This is a genomic window from Burkholderia sp. Tr-862 (assembly GCF_011753085.1).
Classification (GTDB): Bacteria; Pseudomonadota; Gammaproteobacteria; order Burkholderiales; family Burkholderiaceae; genus Burkholderia; species Burkholderia ambifaria.
Genome location: NZ_VWWG01000083.1, coordinates 16014 through 30643, shown reverse-complemented (window position 1 = coordinate 30643; position 14630 = coordinate 16014). Strand labels below are relative to the sequence as shown.

16 protein-coding genes and 1 pseudogene are annotated in these 14630 nt (G+C 65.0%); 9 read left to right on the top strand and 8 right to left on the bottom strand.

Features of this window, described 5'->3' with window-relative positions; all coding sequences use genetic code 11:
• The 8 genes from F3J14_RS21250 to F3J14_RS21215 form a co-directional block, all read left to right on the top strand.
• Positions 1-369, top strand: a 369-nt coding sequence (locus F3J14_RS21250; protein WP_166724702.1) for an anti-sigma factor, incomplete at its 5' end; no start/stop codon positions are given.
• A 241-nt stretch (positions 370-610) separates the two neighbouring features.
• Positions 611-985 (top strand): 30S ribosomal protein S6, encoded by a 375-nt coding sequence (gene rpsF / locus F3J14_RS21245; RefSeq protein WP_006755436.1) that lies wholly within the window; start codon positions 611-613, stop codon positions 983-985.
• 40 nt (positions 986-1025) lie between these two features.
• A complete protein-coding gene (gene priB / locus F3J14_RS21240; protein WP_011657069.1) occupies positions 1026-1325 on the top strand; it encodes a primosomal replication protein N in 300 nt (99 codons plus the stop codon).
• Between the two features lie 4 nt (positions 1326-1329).
• Entirely contained in the window at positions 1330-1605 is a 276-nt protein-coding gene (rpsR, locus tag F3J14_RS21235; protein WP_011657068.1) for a 30S ribosomal protein S18, read from the top strand.
• A gap of 27 nt (positions 1606-1632) precedes the next feature.
• Positions 1633-2085 carry a 50S ribosomal protein L9 gene (gene rplI / locus F3J14_RS21230; protein ID WP_166724701.1) on the top strand — a complete coding sequence of 151 codons (453 nt, stop codon included), beginning with the start codon at positions 1633-1635 and terminating at the stop codon, positions 2083-2085.
• Between the two features lie 143 nt (positions 2086-2228).
• Positions 2229-3611, top strand: coding sequence for a replicative DNA helicase (locus tag F3J14_RS21225; RefSeq protein WP_166724700.1), 1383 nt, complete (start codon positions 2229-2231; stop codon positions 3609-3611).
• 138 nt (positions 3612-3749) lie between these two features.
• Positions 3750-4376, top strand: a complete 627-nt coding sequence (locus tag F3J14_RS21220; protein ID WP_166724699.1) for a DUF47 domain-containing protein — start codon at positions 3750-3752, stop codon at positions 4374-4376.
• A 10-nt stretch (positions 4377-4386) separates the two neighbouring features.
• Positions 4387-5397, top strand: coding sequence for an inorganic phosphate transporter (locus F3J14_RS21215; protein WP_006761627.1), 1011 nt, complete (start codon positions 4387-4389; stop codon positions 5395-5397).
• A gap of 118 nt (positions 5398-5515) precedes the next feature.
• Here the strand turns inward: F3J14_RS21215 and F3J14_RS21210 are convergent, their stop codons facing one another.
• Together F3J14_RS21210 and F3J14_RS21205 are read right to left on the bottom strand one after the other, a co-directional pair.
• Positions 5516-6577 (bottom strand): C40 family peptidase, encoded by a 1062-nt coding sequence (locus tag F3J14_RS21210; protein WP_166724698.1) that lies wholly within the window; start codon positions 6575-6577, stop codon positions 5516-5518.
• A 236-nt stretch (positions 6578-6813) separates the two neighbouring features.
• Complete coding sequence (locus F3J14_RS21205) at positions 6814-8634, bottom strand: PhoH family protein (RefSeq protein WP_166724697.1); 1821 nt, start codon at positions 8632-8634, stop codon at positions 6814-6816.
• Here F3J14_RS21205 and F3J14_RS36215 point away from each other — a divergent pair.
• A pseudogene (locus F3J14_RS36215) lies at positions 8530-8774 on the top strand (hypothetical protein); the annotation flags it as partial. The gene F3J14_RS21205 and the pseudogene F3J14_RS36215 sit on opposite strands and share 105 nt — an antisense overlap.
• A gap of 192 nt (positions 8775-8966) precedes the next feature.
• Here the strand turns inward: F3J14_RS36215 and F3J14_RS21200 are convergent.
• From F3J14_RS21200 to F3J14_RS21175, 6 genes are all read right to left on the bottom strand, one after another.
• Positions 8967-9428, bottom strand: a complete 462-nt coding sequence (locus F3J14_RS21200; RefSeq protein WP_031403668.1) for a peroxiredoxin — start codon at positions 9426-9428, stop codon at positions 8967-8969.
• A gap of 108 nt (positions 9429-9536) precedes the next feature.
• The gene (locus tag F3J14_RS21195) at positions 9537-10433 is read right to left on the bottom strand and encodes a polysaccharide deacetylase family protein (RefSeq protein ID WP_006758366.1); all 897 of its coding nucleotides are present in this window, start codon (positions 10431-10433) and stop codon (positions 9537-9539) included.
• A 12-nt stretch (positions 10434-10445) separates the two neighbouring features.
• Complete coding sequence (locus tag F3J14_RS21190; RefSeq protein WP_166724696.1) at positions 10446-11498, bottom strand: bifunctional UDP-4-keto-pentose/UDP-xylose synthase; 1053 nt, start codon at positions 11496-11498, stop codon at positions 10446-10448.
• The gene (locus F3J14_RS21185) at positions 11495-12442 is read right to left on the bottom strand and encodes a formyltransferase (RefSeq protein ID WP_166724695.1); all 948 of its coding nucleotides are present in this window, start codon (positions 12440-12442) and stop codon (positions 11495-11497) included. Before F3J14_RS21185 ends, F3J14_RS21190 begins: the two co-directional genes overlap by 4 nt.
• Positions 12439-13458 carry a glycosyltransferase gene (locus F3J14_RS21180; RefSeq protein ID WP_166724694.1) on the bottom strand — a complete coding sequence of 340 codons (1020 nt, stop codon included), beginning with the start codon at positions 13456-13458 and terminating at the stop codon, positions 12439-12441. The genes F3J14_RS21185 and F3J14_RS21180 overlap by 4 nt, the downstream gene beginning before the upstream one ends.
• Positions 13459-13464: 6 nt before the next feature.
• A complete protein-coding gene (locus F3J14_RS21175; protein ID WP_166724693.1) occupies positions 13465-14616 on the bottom strand; it encodes a DegT/DnrJ/EryC1/StrS aminotransferase family protein in 1152 nt (383 codons plus the stop codon).
• Positions 14617-14630: the final 14 nt, after the last annotated feature.

Sequence of the window (14630 nt, the reverse complement as noted above, 5' to 3'; positions counted from 1 at the left end):
GACGTGATCTCGACCGACCGGCATACGGTCAAGCCGTGGTTCAACGGCCGGCTCGACTATGCGCCGCCGGTCGAGGACCTGTCTGCGAGCGGTTTCCCGCTCGCGGGCGGCCGGCTCGACTACGTCGGGCGGCGCCGCGTCGCGGTACTCGTGTACCGATACCGGCAGCACGTGATCGACGTGTACGTGCGGCCGGCGGGCGGCGGCGGGGAGACGGCGCCGTACGCGACCGTGTCGCAGGGCTACGCGCTCGACCGCTGGGAGGCGGCCGGGATGACCTGGTGGGCCGTGACCGACGCCGAGCCGTCGGCGCTGGCAGCGTTCAGGACGGCGCTCGACGCGCGGCTTGGCGGGGCGCGCAGCGAGTGACGGCGGGCCGCGGCGCCGGCCCGTCACCCGCGCGCCATGCTCCGCCCCCGATTCCCGAGCGGGCGCGTGAGCCCCCGTTCGACGGTCGGCGCCCGTTCAAGTCTTTGAAAACATGGCCGAATCCGGTCCGAAATCGTCGATCGGTGTTGCATGCGCCCTGTATCCGGGTTAGAATCTTCGGCTTCTCACTTGCCACACCGGTTCAGACGCCCGGGTGGCTTCAATCCACAAGGAGTGTGTAATGCGTCATTACGAAATCGTATTCATCGTGCACCCCGATCAAAGCGAGCAAGTGCCCGCGATGATCGAGCGTTACAAGACCACGATCACGACGCACGGCGGCCAGATCCACCGTGTCGAAGACTGGGGCCGTCGCCAACTGGCCTACATGATCGAGAAACTCGCGAAGGCTCACTACGTCTGCATGAACATTGAGTGCGACCAGACGACGCTCGACGAACTCGAACACGCGTTCAAGTTCAACGACGCCGTGCTGCGCCACCTCATCGTCAAGATGAAGAAGGCCGAGACCGGCCCGTCGCCGATGATGAAGGAAGTTCAGCGCGAAGAAGCCAAGAAGGCGGCTGCTGCTCAGCCGACCGAAGCGCAGGCTTAAGTTCGTCATTCATTAAGCCATCAAGGAGCGCGCGACTCACGTGAACAGGTTGCAATTGACGGCGAGCGTCGTCGAACGCGCACCGGTGCGATATACGCCGGCAGGTGTTCCGATCGCAAGCGCCACGTTGCACCACCGCACGGAAGTCGTCGAAGCAGGCATTCCCCGTCAGGTCGAAATGACGATCGAGGCGGTGGCGGCCGGTGAGGCGAGCGGCAGGCTGGAAAGTCGTGAAATGGGCGTTGAAACGCTGTTCACGGGCTTCCTGGCAAAGAAAAGCCGCAACGCGAGAACCTTGGTGTTTCACATCACAGCATTGCAGGACATTGGAAAGGACTGAAATCATGCCCCGCCCGACTGGTAAGAAATTCGACAAGCGTCGTCAGCAACAAAACCCGCTCTTCAAGCGCAAGAAGTTCTGCCGTTTCACGGCAGCTGGCGTCGATCAGATCGACTACAAGGATACGGAAACGCTGAAGGACTTCATCGGCGAAAACGGCAAGATCACGCCGGCTCGTCTGACGGGTACGAAGGCGCACTATCAGCGTCAGCTGGATACGGCAATCAAGCGTGCGCGTTTCCTCGCGCTGCTGCCGTACACCGATCAGCACAAGGCGTAATCAGGCGACGCAATAAGGAGAATTCGAATGCAAATCATTCTGTTGGAAAAAGTCGCCAATCTGGGTAACCTCGGCGACATCGTCAAGGTCAAGGACGGTTACGCTCGCAACTTCCTGATCCCGAACCGCAAGGCTCGCCGTGCAACGAAGGAAGCGATCGCTGAATTCGAAGTTCGCCGCGCTGAACTCGAAAAGGTCGCCGCTGAGAAGCTGGCGGCATCGCAGGCAGTCGGCGAGAAGCTGAACGGCCAGTCGTTCGAAATCACGCAGAAGTCGGGCGTTGACGGCCGTCTGTTCGGCTCGGTCACGAACGGCGACGTCGCGGAACTGCTGAAGAAGGCAGGTTACGAAGTCGAGAAGCTGCAGGTTCGCATGCCGGAAGGCCCGCTGAAGATGATCGGCGAGCATACGGTTCAGGTCGCGCTGCATACGGACGTCGTCGTCGACGTCACGATCAACGTGATCGGCGACCACGCGTAAGCGTCGTACGCAAGCTTCCCGGGCGGCTTCCGCTGTCCGGACAAGGGCAGGCGCCCGGGCAACCGGGGCCTGCCTTTTTTATTGCCTGTTCGTCGGCGCCCGTCTCTAGTAACGTCGTAGGTTATTCGCGATAATCCCAACCCATGAACGCGCCGCAAGATCCTCAAATCGAATCGCTGAAAGTCCCGCCGCACTCGGTCGAAGCCGAGCAGTCGGTGCTCGGCGGCCTGTTGCTCGACAACGCGGCATGGGACCGGATTGCCGACTTCCTGTCGCAGGGCGATTTCTATCGCTACGACCACCGGATCATCTACGAGCACATCGGCCGGCTGATCGCATCGACGCGCCCGGCCGACGTCGTGACCGTGTACGAAGCGCTGACCACGTCCGGCAAGGCCGACGACGTCGGTGGCCTTGCGTACCTGAACGCACTCGCGCAGAACACGCCGAGTGCGGCCAACATCCGTCGCTATGCGGAAATCGTGCGCGACCGCGCGGTGCTGCGCCGGCTCGTGTCGGTCGCCGACGAAATCTCGGCTGACGCATTCAATCCGCAGGGCAAGGAAGTCCGCCAGCTGCTCGACGAAGCCGAATCGAAGGTGTTCTCGATCGCGGAAGAAGGCGCGCGTGGCAACCAGGGCTTCCTCGAGATCGGTCCGCTGCTCACGCAGGTCGTCGAGCGCATCGACACGCTGTACCACACCGCGAATCCGAGCGACGTCACGGGCACGCCGACGGGTTTCGTCGACCTCGACCGGATGACGTCCGGGATGCACGGCGGTGAGTTGATCATCGTCGCAGGGCGCCCGTCGATGGGTAAGACGGCGTTCTCGATGAACATCGGCGAATACGTTGCGGTCGAGTACGGGCTGCCGGTCGCGGTGTTCTCGATGGAAATGCCGGGCACCCAGCTCGTGATGCGTATGCTCGGCTCGATCGGCCGGCTCGACCAGCACCGGATGCGTACCGGTCGCCTGAGCGACGAGGACTGGCCGAAATTGACGCACGCGGTGCAGAAGATGAGCGAGGCGCAGCTCTTCATCGACGAGACGGGTGGCCTGAACCCGATGGAATTGCGCTCGCGCGCGCGGCGTCTCGCACGGCAATGCGGCAAGCTCGGCCTGATCATCGTCGACTACCTGCAGCTGATGTCGGGTTCGTCGCAGGGCGAGAATCGCGCGACCGAGATTTCGGAAATCTCGCGATCGCTGAAGAGTCTGGCAAAGGAGCTGGACGTGCCGGTGATCGCACTGTCGCAGCTGAACCGCGGCCTCGAACAGCGTCCGAACAAGCGTCCGGTGATGTCCGATTTGCGCGAATCGGGCGCAATCGAACAGGATGCGGACGTGATCCTGTTCATCTATCGCGACGAAGTCTACAACCCGGACAGCCCCGACAAGGGCACGGCCGAAATCATCATCGGCAAGCAGCGTAATGGTCCGATCGGCCCCGTTCGGCTCACGTTCCTGGGGCAATTCACGAAGTTCGACAACTTTGCAGGGGCGCAGACCTTCTACGGCGAGTAACGCCGGATGTAAAGCCCTAAATCGCCAAGCGTTGTATCCAATCCCGCCGTGCGCATATGCGCGCGGCGCGGCCCGACCGGAAACGGTACAATGTCGCCCGTTTTCGTGACAGTAGTTTGACAATCTCTCAGGAATCCCATGTTCGGTCGATTCATGCCCACCGAGGGCAAGTTCTTTGAACTCTTCAACGCGCACGCGAAGCACATCGTTTCCGGTGGCCGCGAGCTCGAACTGCTGATCGACAATCTCGCCGACGCCGAGATTCACAAGCAAAACGTGCAGACTGCCGAGAAGGCCGCTGACAAGCTGACGCATGAAGCGATCGATCTGCTGCACAAGACCTTCATCACGCCGCTCGATCGCGACGAGATCCACAAGCTGATCACGACGATGGACGACATCCTCGACCTGATGGAAGACGTCGCGACGGCCGTGTCGCTGTACGACGTGCGCTCCGTCACCTCCGAGGCGAGCCAGCTCGCGCACATCGTCACGCAGTCGGCCCAGCACGTGCAGCAGGCCGTCGGCATGCTGTCCGACATGAAGCAATCGGCGCAGATCCTCAAGCAATGCGAAGAGATCGACCGCTGGGAGTCGGAGGCCGACCGCGTGCTGCGCTCGGCGATGTCGAAGCTGTTCCGCGAGGAAGACGACGTGAAGACGCTCATCAAACTGAAGGCGATCTACGAGCTGCTTGAGGAGATCACCGACAAGTGCGAGGACGTCGCGAACATCATCGAAGGCATCGTGCTGGAAAACGCCTGAGCGGACCACGATGCATTCGATACAACTTGCCCTATGGATGGTCGCGACGCTGGTGCTCGTCGCGCTCGTATTCGACTTCATGAACGGCTTCCACGACGCGGCGAACTCGATCGCCACCGTGGTGTCCACCGGGGTGCTGAAGCCCCAGCAGGCCGTCGTGTTCGCGGCCGCGTTCAACGTCATCGCGTATTTCATCTTCCACCTGAAGGTGGCGCAGACGGTCGGCAAAGGCACGATCGATCCGGAGATCGTTGACCACTACGTCGTGTTCGGCGCGCTGGTCGGCGCGATCGGCTGGAACGTGATCACGTGGTACTACGGGATCCCGTCGAGTTCGTCGCACGCGCTGATCGGCGGCCTCGTCGGCTCGGCGCTCGCGAAGTCGGGCTGGAGCGCGCTGAACATCGACGGCCTGATGAAGACCGTCGCGTTCATCTTCATTTCGCCGCTGCTCGGCTTCATTCTCGGTTCGCTGTTCATGCTCGGCGTGTCGTGGCTGTATTTCCGCACCGCGCCAAGCAAGGTCGACCGGCGCTTCCGGCGGTTCCAGCTGCTGTCGGCCGGCCTGTACAGCCTGGGTCACGGCGGCAACGACGCACAGAAGACGATCGGCATCATCTGGATGCTGCTGATCGCGTCGGGTTATGCATCGGCGACGTCCGATGCGCCGCCTGCGTGGGTGATCGGCGCGTGCTACCTGTCGATGGGCCTCGGCACGCTGTTCGGCGGCTGGCGCATCGTGCGCACGATGGGCCAGAAGATCACGAAGCTCAAGCCGGTCGGCGGTTTCTGTGCCGAAAGCGGCGGGGCGATCACGCTGTTCATCGCGTCGTTCCTTGGTATTCCGGTGTCGACCACGCACACGATCACCGGTGCGATCGTCGGTGTCGGCGCGACGCAGAAGTTGTCGGCAGTGCGCTGGGGCGTCGCCGGCAACATCGTGTGGGCATGGGTGCTGACGATTCCGGCATCCGCGCTGATCGCGGCCGGCGGATGGTGGGTCGGGCACCAGATCTTCTGATTCCGACGCTGCCGCCTCGACACGAAATGCGCCGCCAACCGAAAGGTTGCGGCGCATTTTCTTTGGTGGTCGGAAAAAGTGCGGCGAATGACGCGGTTGCCGCCGAGGATGAACCGGGTCAGTAGCTGCCGTTCGCGAAGCGGGCGATCGGATCGTCCGCGGTGCCGGTGCGCGCGCTGACGGGCGCGGATTGTGTCGATGCACGCATCACCTGCACGGGCTCGATGGTGCGCGGCGACCGCGCGGCGGCGGGCGGCGGTTCGTCGTCGAACGCGGCAGCTTCGGCGGCGGTCAGTGCCGTCGTCGGAATCTGCGTGCCGACCTCTGCCGGGCCGGCCGCTGCTGCATTCGCGGTCGGGGCGAGCATGTCGCCGTTCGCGGCAGTTGCCTGCTGCCGGGCGGCCTGCACGCGCGGCGGCGGTTCGTACGGATCGGCGGCGGGCGCGGCTGCCGGAGCCACCGCAGCGGTTGATACGACGGCCGCGGATTGCGCGACCGGAGCAGGAGGCGGGGCCGCGCTGGCTTGCGCAGCGGCATAGGCGGGCTGACGTGGCGCGGCGGCGGTCACGACAGCGGCCGGTGCGGCCGGCGGCGCGTCGCGTCGTGCCTCGTAGGTCGGCGTATCGAACGGTGCCGGTGTGCCGCGCGGCGGCGCGACACGGCGAATGCCGTCGAAGCGTTTGGCCCAGTACGGGTTCGTCAGGTAATCGAGCCGCACGGTGCCGCCGGTCGACGGCGCGTTGACGAAGCGCAGCTTGCCGACATAGATGCCGACGTGCGAGTGCGGGCGTCCGGTCGTATTGAAGAAGATCAGGTCGCCCGGCGCTACCTCTTCGGGGTCGATCGACACGCCGCGGCTGCTCATGTCGGCGGTCGTGCGCGGCAGGTTCACGTCGGCCGCGCGGCCGATCACGTAGCGCACGAGCCCGCTGCAGTCGAAACCGCTCGTGGGCGTGTTGCCGCCCCAGCGATATGGCACGCCGACAAGGCTCATCGCCTGGATCGAGATTTCTTCCTGGCCGACGCTGTGATCGACGAATTTCGGGAAATTGGCGGGGGGCGGGAACGCGCGCGGGGTGGTGATCTTCATGCCGGAGGTGCGCGATGCCGACTGCGGCGGCACGCTGGAGCAGGCCGCGAGCAGAGAAACGACGGCGACGGGAACCCAGATTCGAAGCATGAGAAGGCGGACGAGCGCGGCGCGCTCGCCAATCGTATGACAACAGACAGACCCGATGGTAGACGTTCCGGCGGGGCTTAGGCAACCATTCCTGAGAATTTACTTGAAGTTTCGCGCGTAAGTGAGGTCGTTGAGTTACGAGGCATGACCAACGATTCCGACCCCAAAAATAAAAACGGCGCTCCGGAAACGGAGCGCCGCGTGGCGTCGACGGCCGGCGAGGAGCCGGTCGCGCGTTACAGGATGTCCGACGCGTAGTCGGCGAGCCGCGAGCGTTCGCCGCGCGCGAGCGTCACGTGGCCGCTGTGGCCCCAGCCCTTGAAGCGGTCGACGACGTAGGTCAGGCCCGAGCTGCCTTCGGTCAGGTAAGGCGTGTCGATCTGCGCGATGTTGCCGAGGCACACGATCTTCGTGCCGGGGCCCGCGCGCGTCACGAGCGTCTTCATCTGCTTCGGCGTCAGGTTCTGCGCTTCGTCGATGATCAGGTACTTGTCGACGAACGTGCGGCCGCGCATGAAGTTCATGCTCTTCACCTTCAGGCGCGAACGGATCAGTTCCTGCGTCGCCGCGCGGCCCCATTCGCCGGCCGCGTCGTCGGTCTTCTGCAGCACCTCGAGGTTGTCGTCGAATGCGCCCATCCACGGCTGCATCTTCTCTTCCTCGGTACCGGGCAGGAAACCGATGTCCTCGCCGACGGGCACGGTCGCGCGCGTCACGATGATCTCGTTGTAGCGCTTGTCGTCGAGCACCTGCGCGAGGCCGGCCGCGAGCGCGACGAGCGTCTTGCCGGTGCCGGCCTGGCCAAGCAGCGTGACGAAGTCGATCTCGGGGTTCATCAGCAGGTTCAGCGCGAAATTCTGCTCGCGGTTGCGCGCGGTGATGCCCCACACGTTGTTCTTGTGGTGGCTGTAGTCGCGCAGCGTCTGCAGCAGCGCCGTCTTGCCGTTCAGTTCACGGACGATCGCGTGGAACGTCGGCTCGCCGTTCTGCGGCTCGAGATAGACGAACTCGTTGACGAGCATCGACGCGACGAGCGGGCCGGTCACGCGGTAGTACGTCGTGCCCGTCTTCGTGTCCTGCCAGCTCTCCATGCCCTTCGCGTGCTTGGTCCAGAAATCCTGCGGCAGTTCGCGCACGCCGTTATAGAGGAGATCCTTGTCCTCGAGTACCTGGTCGTTGAAGTAGTCTTCAGCGGGCAGGCCGAGCGCGTGCGCCTTGATCCGCATGTTGATGTCTTTCGACACCAGCACGACCTGGCGGTCCGGCCGGTCGCGCTGCAGCGCGCGCACGACGCCGAGGATCTGGTTGTCGGCCTTGCCTTCGGGCAGGCCTTCGATCGGCGCGATGTCCGCGAGCTTCGTCTGGAAGTACAGGCGGCCGAGTGCCTCGCGGCTGCCGAGGCGCGACAGCGGAATGCCGGCCGAGATCGGGCCGCCGTCGGCGACCAGCGCATCGAGCGTGCGGCTCACCTGGCGCGCGTTGCGCGCGACTTCGGACATCCCCTTCTTGTGGTTGTCGAGTTCCTCGAGCGTCATCATCGGCAGATAGACGTCGTGTTCCTCGAAGCGGAAGAGGCTGCTCGGGTCGTGCATCAGCACGTTGGTGTCGAGCACGAACAGCTTCTGCAGTTCGGCTTCGGCCGGCTTGCGGCTGCGCGACTTCGTCGCGGCGCCGGCATCGCGCGCGGGCGCCGCGGACGGTTTGCCGGCGGCCGGCTTGTCGTTGCGTGCAACGACCGGCGCGGCGGGGGCCGCGGGTGCCGCCGGCACGGCCGGCGCCGGCATCGGCTGCAGCAATGCAGCCGTCTGCCGGGTCTTGCGGCCGCGTGCGGGCGTGCTTGCGGTGTCGTGCTCCGACGACGCGACGGCGCGCAGCGGTGCGGTCGTGTTCGCGGCTTCGGTCATCGGTTGGGCCACGCTGGCCGGACCGTAGTCACCGGCTGTGGATGCGTCCCCTTCGGCGGACTTCTTCGCGGCTTTCGCGGGCCGCGCTTTCGCCTTGTATTCGTCGGGCGGCAGCAGGCTGCCGAGCTTGCTGGGGGGGGTAGGCAAAGGCATGGTGTCCCTCGGGAGGAATCGTGTCGCATGAAGTGCGCCGCTGATCGCATCCTGCGTGACGTAGACGCATGCAGTTTGCGCGCGGTGGCGCACAGGAATTTCGTCGAGCCGGTTCGCCTAAGTGTCGGTCAACTCCTTGACGAGATGACGGCCGGACCGAGAGCCGGCACGCAGTCCATAAAAAAAGCCGCTGCCCCGTGGACCGGGACATGCGGCTCGGCTGATACCGTCGTGATGCGCGTCAGGTGCCGGGAAGCAACGCAACGGGCACCGGCGCAGCTACGAGAAATATGGGGCGAACTGGCATTCATTGCGGCCCAATATAGCGCGGCTCAAAGCGCTTGTACAGCACTTAGCACGTCGTCCACGTGGCCGGGCACCTTGATGCCGCGCCATGCCTGGCGGAGCACGCCGTCGGCGTCGATCAGGAACGTCGAACGCTCGATTCCGCGCACTTCCTTGCCATACATTTTCTTCATCTTGATGACATCGAACAGCGCGCACAGCGCTTCGTCGGCATCGGAAATCAGCGGGAACGGCAGCTCGAGCTTTGCCTTGAAATTGTCATGCGAGCGCAGGCTGTCGCGCGACACGCCGATGACTTCGGCGCCAGCCTTCTTGAACTTCGGATAGAGATCGCGGAACTGCAGGCCTTCGGTCGTGCAGCCCGGCGTGTTGTCCTTCGGATAGAAATACAGGACGAGCTTCCTGCCCTTCAGGTCGGACAGCGAAATGTCGCCACCCGTAGCCGGTGCGGTGAAATCGGGAACCTGACGGTCAACTTCGACGGACACGTGTTTCTCCTGTTGTTATGGAAAGGCGCCGCTCGGGCGGCGCGGTTCGGCGAGGCGGCGCCGCGGCACGCCGCGAGGGCGGGGCGGGCGGTGCCGGCGCGCGCACGCTCAGTCGGGCTGGACGATCAGTTCGCCGGAGCGGCCGGGGATTTCGCCCCACGTGACAGGGTACGATGGCAGCGAGTCGCGGTCCAGCGTCGCGTGGTAGTCGCCCATCGTCGCAAACGTATGGCCCTGCGCGCGCCAGCCGGCGAGCAGCTGTTCGAACACCGGCGCGAGCTTCTGGCCTTCCAGTTCCGCGTGCAGCGTGAACACCTGGTCGTGCGGATTGGCTTGCGTGAACTTCAGGATGTGCGCGGCGACGTTGTGCGTGTCGATGCCGTCGATACCGAGCACTTCATCGAGCGTCGGCAGCGTGGTCGGCATCTGCACGTGCGACAGCGTGCGGCCGCCGACCACGGGCAGGTACGGCGAGTGGCCGCGACCGTCGGATGCGTAGCGCATCCCCCATGCGTCGATCTGCTCGAATGCGGAGTCGTTCATCTGCCAGCCGGCCGCGCCGTGCGTGACGGGCGGTGCGCCGAAGATGTCGATGAAGCGCGCGTGGCTCTTCTGCATTTCACGTGCGGTCCAGTCGCGATCGCGCACGCGCACGTTGTCCTGCCAGTACACGTGGTCCCACGTATGGATCCCGCATTCGAAGCCGGCCTCGTGGATCGCGCGCATGTCGGCGATCGCACGGCGGCCGATGTCGGGGCCAGGCAGCAGCACGCCGTACATCAGCTGCTTCACGCCGTAATGCTCGACCACCGACGTGCGCGACACCTTCTTCAGGAAGCCGGGGCGGAACACGCGCCGCAGCGCCCAGCCCGTGTGATCGGGCCCGAGGCTGAAGAGGAAGGTCGCGCGCGCACTGAAGCGGTCGAAGATGCGCGCGAGGTTTGGCACGCCTTCGCGCGTGCCGCGCAGCGTGTCGACGTCGATCTTGAGGACGATACGAGCCAAGCGAGCGTCCCGTCAGTTCTGCTCGACCAGCGCGCGCGCGTCGGCGACATGGCCGCGATATGCCTCGAAGATCTTGCGCAGCGCGTCGTCGAACGTCGATTGCGGCGCCCATGCGAGTTCCTGCATCGTGTTGTCGATCTTCGGCACGCGGTTCTGCACGTCCTGGTAGCCGTTGCCGTAGTAGGCGCCCGACGTCGTTTCGACGAGCTGCACCTGCTTCGCGGAGCCGGCGTATTCCGGGTATTCGGCGGCCAGTTCGAGCATCTTGTGCGCGAGCTCGCGAACCGAGAAGTTATTCTTCGGATTGCCGATGTTGTAGATCTTGCCCGACGCGATGCCGTTCTTGTTATCGATGATCTTCATCAGCGCGCTGATGCCGTCGTCGATGTCGGTGAACGCGCGTTTCTGCGAGCCGCCGTCGACGAGGCTGATGTTCTCGCCGCGCACGATGTGGCCGAGGAACTGCGTGACGACGCGCGAGCTGCCTTCCTTCGGCGTGTAGATCGAGTCCAGGCCCGGGCCGATCCAGTTGAACGGGCGGAACAGCGTGAAGTTCAGGCCTTCCATCCCGTAGCCCCAGATCACGCGGTCCATCAGCTGCTTCGAGCATGCGTAGATCCAGCGCGGCTTGTTGATCGGGCCGTAGGTGAGCGCCGATGCGTCCGGATCGAACTGCTCGTCCGAGCACATGCCGTAGACCTCGGAGGTCGACGGGAACACGAGGTGCTTGCCGTACTTGACGGCCGAACGCACGATCGGCAGGTTCGCCTCGAAGTCGAGCTCGAACACGCGCAGCGGCTGCTTGACGTAGGTCGCGGGCGTCGCGATCGCCACGAGCGGCAGGATCACGTCGCACTTCTTCACGTGATACTCGACCCACTCCTTGTTGATCGTGATGTCGCCTTCGAAGAAGTGCATCCGCTCGTGGTTGACGAGGTCGCCCAGCCGATCGGTCTGCATGTCCATGCCGAACACTTCCCAATCGGTGGTTTCAAGAATGCGCTTCGACAGGTGATGGCCGATGAAGCCGTTCACACCCAGGATCAGGACTTTTTTTGCTTTCATGAATGACGGGAAGAATGAATGAACTGCGCGAATTCCGCGGGCGTCACGACGGTTTCGCTGCCGTCGCGCTGCTGCCACAGCTCGAGAATGGATAGGGCGCGGCTGTCGCCGCAGACGCCGAATAGCGCATTATCGCTTACGTGCAGGCCGGGCGGCAAATCTGCCGCCGCCGCCGCGGCGGCGCTGCCGGGCGCCGCGAGGCGCGCGCGGGCGATCACGAAGCGCGTGTCGCCGACGTCGGTGAATGCGCCCGGATACGGGGGCGCGACCGCGCGCACCAGGTTGTAGACCTGCACGGCCGGCTTCGACCAGTCGATCCGGCCGTCTTCCGGCTTGCGGCCGCCGTAGTAGCTGCCGCTCGCGAGCTCGTTCGGCAGGTGCGGCGCCTCGCCCGCGAGCAGCGCGGGCAGCACGCGCCAGAGCGTCTGCTCGGCGGCGACCGTCACCTTGTCGAACACCTGCGCGGCCGTGTCGTCCGGCAGGATCGGCACCGCGGTCTGGCCGATGATCGCGCCGGCGTCCGGTTTCGCGGCCATCTCGTGCAGCGTCGCGCCGGTTTCCGTTTCGCCGTTCAGCACGGCCCAGTTGGTCGGTACCCGACCCCGGTATTTCGGCAACAGCGAACCGTGCATGTTGTACGCGCCGCGCGGCGCGATCGCGAGCAGGTCCACCGGCAGCATGTGGCGGTAATAGAACGAGAAGATGAAGTCCGGCTGCGCGTCGGACACCGCGCGGCGCAGCGCCGGGTCGGCGGGGTCGGCCGGCGTGGCGACGGGAATCCCGTGCTCGGCGGCAACCGATGCGACGCTGCCGAACCAGATGTTCTCGTTCGGGTTGTCCTCGTGCGTGACGACGAGCGCGACGTCGACGCCGCGTGCCAGCAGCACCTGCAGGCAGCGCACGCCGACGTTGTGATACGCGAAGACGACGGCGCGCGGCTTCATCGCGCGGCCCCCGTGCGATTCATGCCCGGCACCGCCGGCATGCCGTCGTGCTGTTCGAGCACGGCCTGGATCAGGTAGCGCGGCCGCGCACGCACCTGCTGGTAGATGCGGCCGACGTATTCGCCGAGCAGGCCGAGCGCGAAGATGATCACGCCGAGCAGGAAGAACGTGATCGCGAACAGCGTGAACACGCCTTGCACTTCCGCGCCGACGATGAAGCGGCGCACGAGCAGCAGCACGAACAGCGCGGCGGAGCCGAGCGACAGGATCACGCCGATGAACGACAGCCACTGCAGCGGCACGACCGAGAAGCCCGTCACGAGGTCGAAGTTCAGCCGGATCAGGCTGTACAGCGAGTACTTCGACTCGCCCGCGAAGCGCTCCTCGTGCGCGACCTCGATTTCGGTCGGGTTCTGCGCGAACGTGTAGGCGAGCGCCGGGATGAACGTGTTGACTTCGCCGCACACGTTGATCGTGTCGATGATGCGGCGGCTGTACGCGCGCAGCATGCAGCCCTGGTCGGTCATCTTGATTCGTGTGATCCGCTCGCGCAGGCGATTCATCATCTGCGACGCCTTGCGCCGCCACAGGCTGTCCTGACGCTGCTTGCGGATCGAGCCGACGTAGTCGTAGCCCTCGCGCATCTTCTCGATCAGCTTGCCGATTTCCTCCGGCGGGTTCTGCAGGTCGGCATCGAGCGTGATGACGATATCGCCGCGCGACTGCGCGAAGCCGGCGAGGATCGCCATGTGCTGGCCGTAGTTGCCGTTGAGCAGCACGACGCGCGTCGTGTCGGGGCGCACGTGGAACTGGTCTGCGAGCATCGCGGCCGAGCGGTCGCGGCTGCCGTCGTTGATCAGGATCACTTCGTACGACGTGCCGAGTGCGTCGAGTGCCGGGTAGAGCCGCGCGAACAGCGCAGCCAGGCCCTCTTCCTCGTTGTACACGGGGATGATGACCGATACCTCCGGGTTCGCGGCGCCCGGATGCCCGGCGCGTGCTTCAAGGTGATTCATGTACGCTTATTTTCCGTATTGATCGCAAATCTGGTTGATGGCGTCGGCCACGCGACGCACGTCGTCTTCCGTCATCTGCGTGAAGAGCGGCAGCGTGACGGTCGACGCGCCGTACCGTTCGGCGTGGGGGAACATGCCCTCCTTGAAGCCGCGAGCACGATACAGCGTGAAAAGATGGATGGCCGGGTAGTGGACGCCCGTGCCGATCCCGCGTTCCTTCATCTGCGCCATGAAATCGGCGCGCGAGATCGACAGCCGGTCGAGCGGCAGCGTGACCTGGAACATGTGCCAGTTGCTGTTCTCGAAATCGGCGACGGGCAGGCCGAGCCCGAGCTTCACGGCCGGGCCGTCGCCGAGCGCGGCGAAATACGCGCGCGCGAGTGCGCGGCGCTGCGCGGTGAAGCGCTCGAGGTGCGGCAGCTGGCCGAGGCCGACGCGCGCGGCGACGTCGGTCAGGTTGTACTTGCCGCCGAGCACGTCGCAGTCCATCCCGTCCAGGCCGGTGCGCGTGATGCCCTGCAGTCGGTACTTCTGCGCGAGCGTCGCCTCGTCCTCGTTGTTCAGCACGAGCGCGCCGCCTTCGATGGTCGTCAGGTTCTTGTTCGCGTGGAAGCTGAACGACACGATGTCGCCGAGCGCGCCGATGCGCTTGCCTTGCCACGTCGAGCCGAGCGCCTGCGCGGCGTCCTCGATCACGCGCAGGTTGTGCGCGCGCGCGATCGCGTACAGGCGGTCCATGTCGACCGGCAGGCCGGCCAGGTAGACCGGGATGATCGCCTTGGTGCGCGGCGTGATCGCCTGTTCGAGCTTGTCGAGGTCGATGTTGCGCGTTACCGGGTCGATGTCGGCGAACACGGGCGTCGCGCCGGTCTCGAGAATCACGTTGCTGGTCGACACCCACGTTGCCGGCGTCGTGATCACCTCGTCGCCGGGGCCGACGCCTGCGATGCGCAGGCCGATCTCGAGCGTGCAGGTGCCCGAATTGAACGCGCGGACCGGACGGCCGCCGCAATACTCGGACAGCGCGGCTTCGAATTTCTGGCTCTGCGGGCCGGTGGTGATCCAGCCCGAGCGCAGCACTTCGACGACGCCCTGGATGGTTTCCTCATCGATCTCGGGGCGGGTGAACGGCAGAAACGGAGCGGTAGTCTGGCTCATGAACACGTTAGCCT